The following is a 6,345-nucleotide window of genomic DNA, read 5'->3' as shown; positions in this document are numbered from 1 at the left end:
CAACGCCCCCCCAACCAATCCACCCCACGCCCCCCAGATCGGAGGCGCCCCTCGTCAAACGAAGAGCGCACAAAGGCCGCAGAGGGTCGCAACCCGGCGTATCTACGCACGTGGAGATTAGCGAAGAGAAGGATGGTCGGGCCAATGAGCAGACACCAGAGGAAGCGGGGCCACGAGACTGGAGTAGACCTAGCCGGGTTGCGACCCTCTGCAGCCCGTGCGCGCCCCCGCCCGGCACCCCAACCCCCCGAAAAACAACCACACACCCCCGAAAAACAACCACACACCCCCGAAAAACAACCACACACCCCCAAAAAACAACCACACACCCCCAAAAACCACACACCCCCAAAGTGAACCAAAAAAGAAAGAGCCCCAGCCATCCAGCCAGAGCCCCCTCAAAAAATTCGAGTGTTTTCGTTTTACCAGTTGTCGCCGTAGCCACCGCCACGACCACCACCGCCGCCGCCGCCGCCCCCGCGACCACCACGCCCCCCACCACGGCCACCCCGGCCACCACCACCTCCGCCGCCCCCCGGACGACCTCCCCCACCACCGCTGCCGCGGCCACCACCGCCGCCGCCGCCGTAGCCACCACCGCCACCACCACCGTAGCCACCACCACCACCGCCACCACCACCGGGGCGCCGCTCGCGCTCTTTGGCTTCGTTGACGTTGAGGGTGCGACCATCGAGGACGGCGCCGTTCATCTCTTCCATTGCCTTCGTGGCGTCTGCATCACTGCCGAACGTCACGAAGCCAAAGCCTCGGCTGCGACCGGTGTCCCGATCGTTGATGACCTTGGCGTCCTCGACCGGCCCAAACTGCTCAAATGCAGCTCGCAGCGCGGCGTCATCGGTGTCCCAGCTGAGGCTGCCCACAAAAAGCTTCTTCGACATGTGTTTCTCTCGCGACGCCAGTCGGAACGGATCACTTCGCGCATCCGAACGTGACTGGCGGAGCGCACGGAAGCGGGTGTGAGTTCTTGGCACCCCCACGCTGGCGTGTCAACGACGAAAACCGGCATCGGCGCGACCGAGCTGCGGGTTTCCCAAGGCGATCGCGTGATGACCAAAACCGCCGGAGTGAGGGTGGGAACCCCCTGACGATACGATGGCGCGAGTAGCACTCGTTCCCGACCGGTGCCAGGCCGCTCAGACCGTCGCATGACTCACATGATTGTCCGCCAGGACCACGCCCGTCCACGCTGGTGCGTCGGGGTGTTGGCACGTCACCACGCCAGCGACGACAGCCCGGCGACGACACCAAGTTCCACCATGCCGAGCGCCGCGTGGTGGTTGGGCGCGTCACCCAGGCGTGCCCGGTAGCTCGGGGCCCGCGGCGAGGCCTCGAAGCGCGAGAGCAAGCTGCGATAGCCGGCCTGCGGATCGCCGCCAGCGAGCACCGCCTGAAGTACCTCCTGTGCGGCCGCGGCCTCGGCCGGATCGACGCCGGGGCCCGCGACGACGAAGGGCACGACCGAGACGTGGGCGAGCCAGGTGGAGCGCTCGCGCGCGGACCCGACACGGCTGAGCCACAGATCCACGGTCGACCACGGGGCGACGGCCTGAAACAACGCGGTGATCGCCGTTGACGAGGGCCGGCTGGTCTGCGGCAAGCCAGCGAGCAGGGCCTGCAGCTCGGCCTCGCTTGGGGGCGCTTGCCAGTGATCCAGGACCACGTGCATGACCAGCGCGACCTCGCCCGCGATCAGGGAGTGGGCGAGCGTGGGCGGCAGGCCTGCCAAGGCGGCCGCGGATGGACCGGTGCCCTCGAGCCGGGCGAGCGCGGCGGGGATCGACTGAACCTCACCCAGCGCGACGCTGAGGTGATCGCCGTGGGCCCACACCCGCGCCCGCGGATCCACACCGAGCGCGGCCGCCCACGCCTGGGCAGGATCGCCGCTCATGCTCACGCCGATCGAGGGGACGCGCCCGCCGTCGAGCTCGATCGAGGCCCGATCGAAGTCGAGGCGCAAGCCCGGCAGCTCTTCGGGCTCGACCGTGGCCGCGGGCAGCATGCCAGCCAGCGACGAGACCCCCTCCGCGGCCGCGCTCGCGCTGTGGATCCCGGCCTGCGCGATCATGCCGTTGGGGTGATCCACCGCGCCAAACCACAGCTCACCGGTCAGCAGCTCCGGTCCGAGCGCGCCCATGTCCGCGGCACCCAGCGCGGTCGGGTCGACGCGGGTCCACATGAACGAGGTGCCAGGCACCAACGCCCGCAGCGCGGGGGCCGGGCCTGCGCGGAGCAAGCGGGCCTGGGAGGCGTCGGCGTCGGGGACGGGCACCGTCAGCTCCCACAGCCCGGGATCGGTCCGCAGGACCGCGTCGATCGGGGTCTGGTCCGACACCAGTGACACCGCGACGTTGATCGGCTCGAGCGCGGTCCCGCCCACGCGATCCGCGAGTCGAGCCGCGAGCGCCTGCCCTTGCTTGGCTGGGGTGTAGCGGTCGAGTTGGTCGGCCCCGCCCAAGCTGCACACGACCCAACCCGGCACGTCGCCCACGCTCGCGCAGCTTCGGGCGAGGTCGAAGCTGGCGCCCGCCAGGCTGGCCAGCGCCGCGAGCCGCTGCAGATCCTCGGTTGCGAACGCGACGACCGGTTGCTCCTGACCGAAGCTCACGACCATGCCCTGGTCGAGCGCGAGACCGGATCCCTCGAGCCCCGCGAGGATCAGCGCGAGCAGATCGCGAGCGCGCTCGAGCTGCGCGAGGCGTGCTTGGCCGGTCCCCCCCCCGAGCTCGGCCAGCGCCGGGATCGCGCGCGCCAGTGGCCCAGCCATGACCTGCTCGATTCGCCGCGCTTGGGTGATCAGCGGCCGCAGATCACGGATCACCACGTAGCCGTCCGCGTCGGCCCCGACCAGATCCAGCTGCTCGACCAGCGTACGCGCGTAGCGAGTTGTCTCGAGCGGCGCGATGTCGGCGTCGGTTCCGGCCGTGACGCGCTCGCGCTCGACGGGCGCGGCCGCCTCGGCGCGATGTGACTGGGGGATCTTCTCGTCGGGGTCGCGCTGACAGCCCGATGACGCCAGCAGCGTCGCGCCCGCGGCGAGTGTCAGGAGCAGGCTGGTCGTGCGGAGCACGAGCGGACCATAGCGCAGCGCGAGGCGCCCAACACGCCGCCCTGCACGACCCGCCCCTGCACTGCCCCGCGCCTGCACGACCCCGCCCCCTGCACTATCCGCCCCGTCCCGCCCCTTCCGCGCCGCTTCTGCGCGCGCCGTCGCGCCGCCGTCGGTTCGATCGTGCCCCGCGTTCGTGTAGGCTGCCGCGGACACGCTGGGGGTGGCGCTCGCTCGCGCAGCGAGCCGCCTGAGACAGTCCCCTAGAACCTGATCCGGTTCGTACCGGCGGAGGAAAGCGTATGCCTGACACACCAAACACACCCAACACCCCCAATACCCGCCTTCAGATCGCCAGCGACGAGGTCACCCCGCTTCGCCCGAGCCGCCCGCTGGATCAGAGCTTCCCAAGCTCGGCCAAGATCACCGTCAGCGATCTCGCGGTCCCGATGCGGCGGATCGACCTCGAAGGCGGCAACGAGCCGCTCACCGTCTACGACACGACCGGGCCGCAGGGGCTGGACCCGCGCCAAGGTCTGCCCAAGCGCCGCGCCGCGTGGATTGAGGCGCGCCGCGAGCAGGCCGAGCAGGCCGGCAACTGGTCGCAGATGCACTTCGCCCGCCAGGGCATCATCACCGAAGAGATGCGGTTTTGCGCGATCCGGGAGAACGTCGAGCCCGAGTTCGTGCGCAGCGAGGTCGCCCGGGGCCGGGCGATCATCCCGGCCAACATCAACCACACCGAGCTCGAGCCGATGATCATCGGCCGCAAGTTCCTGGTCAAGATCAACGCCAACATCGGCAACTCGGCGGTGTCCTCTTCGATCGAAGAAGAGGTCGAGAAGCTGCAGTGGTCGACGCGCTGGGGCGCCGACACGGTCATGGATCTCTCAACCGGCAAGCAGATCCACGAGACCCGCGAGTGGATCGTGCGCAACGCCCCCGTGCCGATCGGGACCGTGCCGATCTATCAAGCGCTCGAGAAGGTCAAGGGCAAGGCCGAGGATCTGAACATTGACGTGTTCATGGAGACCCTGGAAGAGCAGGCCAAGCAGGGCGTCGACTACTTCACGATCCACGCCGGCGTGCTGCTGCGCTATGTGCCCATGACCGCCAAGCGGGTGACCGGCATCGTCTCGCGCGGGGGCTCGATCATGGCCAAGTGGTGCCTGGCCCACCACAAAGAGAACTTCCTCTACACCCACTTCGAGCGCATCTGCGAGCTGATGAAGCGCTACGACGTCAGCTTCTCGCTGGGTGATGGCCTGCGCCCCGGCTGTATCGCCGACGCCAACGACGAGGCCCAATTCGCCGAGCTGCACACGCTGGGCGAGCTGACCAAGATCGCGTGGAAGCACGACGTGCAGGTCATGATCGAGGGCCCAGGTCACGTGCCGATCGACAAGATCGAAGCGAACATGACCGAGCAGCTGCACCACTGCCACGAGGCGCCGTTCTACACGCTGGGGCCGCTGACGACCGACATCGCGCCGGGCTACGATCACATCACCTCGGCGATCGGCGCCGCGATCATCGGCACCCACGGCTGCGCGATGCTCTGCTACGTGACGCCCAAAGAGCACCTTGGGCTGCCCGATCGAGACGACGTCAAAGCTGGGGTGATCGCCTACAAGATCGCCGCCCACGCGGCGGATCTGGCCAAGGGGCACCCCGGCGCCCAGGCCCGCGACGACGCGCTCAGCAAGGCGCGGTTCGAGTTTCGCTGGAGCGATCAGTTCAACCTCTCGCTCGACCCCGAGACCGCCAGGGACTTCCACGACCAGACCCTGCCCGCCGAGCCGGCCAAGACCGCGCACTTTTGTTCGATGTGCGGGCCGCACTTTTGCTCGATGAAGCTGACCCAGGACGTGCGCGAGATGGACGCGTCTGGGGAGCTCGATCAGATCGTGCAAGGCATGCAGGACAAGGCCGCGGAATTCCGCGAGGGCGGCAGCGAACTCTACCGCGAGCCGGGCGCGGCCGAGTAGGCGCAGCCAGGCTCGGGCTCAGCGGCCGCCAGCGGCGAGCGCCAGCATCATGTTGCGAAGCAGGCGGATGTCCGCCTGCAGACCGGCGAAGCGATCATCCTCTGGTGGATCTTCGCTCTCGCCGGCGTCTTCGCCCGTATCCGCCTCGTCGTCTGCAGCCGCAAGCTCGAGCCCCTCGACCTGCGCTGGCGTCGGCGCGCCGATCGTCATCACCAACCCGGGGTAGCGCAAGTAGGGCGCCAGCGAGGGCATCGAGAGCTGCTCGTCGAGCACCAGCTCGTGCCCGTCGGCGGCCACGACCCGGGTCGCGCGCTCGACCACGAGCGTGTCGTAGTGACCCGACAGCGCGACCGCGGGCAGCGGCTCCACGCTTGGGCGATCGAGACCCAGCAGCGCGATCGTGCGGGCCCCGAAGTTGGCCGACCACGCCGCATGCACCGACTGCCCCGCGGTCAGGCCCGCGTCGACGGTCAACACCAGCACCATCGAGTAGGGCGGCGGCGTGCTGCGCCGGCTCCACTCGGCCAGCTGAAAGAACGCGCCAAGGGTCGCCAGCAGCCGGCGAGTGTGGAGCTCGCGCAGCTCCGGCGCTGGGGTGTCCCAGTGACAGGTCAGGACCACCGCCTCGTCGGGGCGGTCGCGGCCGGTCACGCGGCCGAGCACGTTGTTGGCCTCGAACTCGTAGCTGCGCGTCGCGAGATCCAGATCCAGCACCCAGCTGGTGTCCGGGTCGGCGAGCGCGGCCTGGATCGGCTTGCGCGCGTCCGCGACCAGCAACCCTTCGATCAGCATGGCCTGCTCGGCCCCGCCGGCGCGCCGGACCTGGCGCTGCCAGCTCGCGCTGAACCGCTCGATCTGCTCGCCGTCGTCCCCCGTCAGCACCAGACAACCGAGCGCGCCGGCCTCACGGACCGCGGCCATGATCGCGTCGATCTGCGCGGGCGCGTCGATGCTGGCGAGATCGAGATCCTTCGGCGCCCGGACCACCGCGACGCGCCCCGCGAGACGCTCGGCCGGCATCGGGGCCTTGTAGTCGATCACCGCCCCGAGCAGCAGGCCCACGTAGGCCTTCGCGTCGCCGCGCTGGCGGAACGCGCCAAGCGAGGTGAGCTCGATCGCCTGGCTGGGCGCCGGCTCAGCGGGCTCGGTGGGCGGTGGCGGACCCAGGGGCGGGGCCGGGGCGTCTGGATGCGTCGGCTCGACCGGGGTCTCCGGGCTCGTCGAAGCGTCGGGCTCGGGCGGCGGCGGCTGGATCTCACTGCCCCCCGCGAGCTCGGTCGCCGCCACACC

Annotated in this window: 3 protein-coding genes, 1 pseudogene and 1 riboswitch; of the genes and pseudogenes, 1 reads left to right on the top strand and 3 read right to left on the bottom strand. The window is 69.7% G+C overall.

Features of this window, described 5'->3' with window-relative positions; genetic code table 11:
* Positions 1 to 422: 422 nt before the first annotated feature.
* Together DB30_RS39740 and DB30_RS39735 are read right to left on the bottom strand one after the other, a co-directional pair.
* Positions 423 to 899: an RNA recognition motif domain-containing protein gene (locus tag DB30_RS39740; RefSeq protein ID WP_052559226.1), complete on the bottom strand. Its 477-nt coding sequence runs from the start codon at positions 897 to 899 to the stop codon at positions 423 to 425.
* A 332-nt stretch (positions 900 to 1,231) separates the two neighbouring features.
* Positions 1,232 to 3,088: a hypothetical protein gene (locus DB30_RS39735; protein ID WP_052559225.1), complete on the bottom strand. Its 1,857-nt coding sequence runs from the start codon at positions 3,086 to 3,088 to the stop codon at positions 1,232 to 1,234.
* 188 nt (positions 3,089 to 3,276) lie between these two features.
* A riboswitch (TPP riboswitch) is annotated at positions 3,277 to 3,381 on the top strand.
* Here DB30_RS39735 and thiC point away from each other — a divergent pair.
* Positions 3,370 to 5,055: a phosphomethylpyrimidine synthase ThiC gene (thiC, locus tag DB30_RS39730; RefSeq protein ID WP_146662780.1), complete on the top strand. Its 1,686-nt coding sequence runs from the start codon at positions 3,370 to 3,372 to the stop codon at positions 5,053 to 5,055. (Overlaps the previous riboswitch by 12 nt.)
* A gap of 18 nt (positions 5,056 to 5,073) precedes the next feature.
* On the opposite strand, the pseudogene DB30_RS39725 reads toward thiC, so the two are convergent.
* Positions 5,074 to 6,345 (bottom strand): annotated as a pseudogene (locus DB30_RS39725) (Zn-dependent exopeptidase M28); the annotation flags it as partial.

Origin of the sequence: Enhygromyxa salina, assembly GCF_000737335.2 — a bacterium.
GTDB classification, from domain to species: Bacteria; Myxococcota_A; Polyangia; order Nannocystales; family Nannocystaceae; genus Plesiocystis; species Plesiocystis salina_C.
The sequence above is the reverse complement of the archived record's forward strand: the minus strand, read 5'-3'. Positions and strand labels throughout refer to the sequence as shown.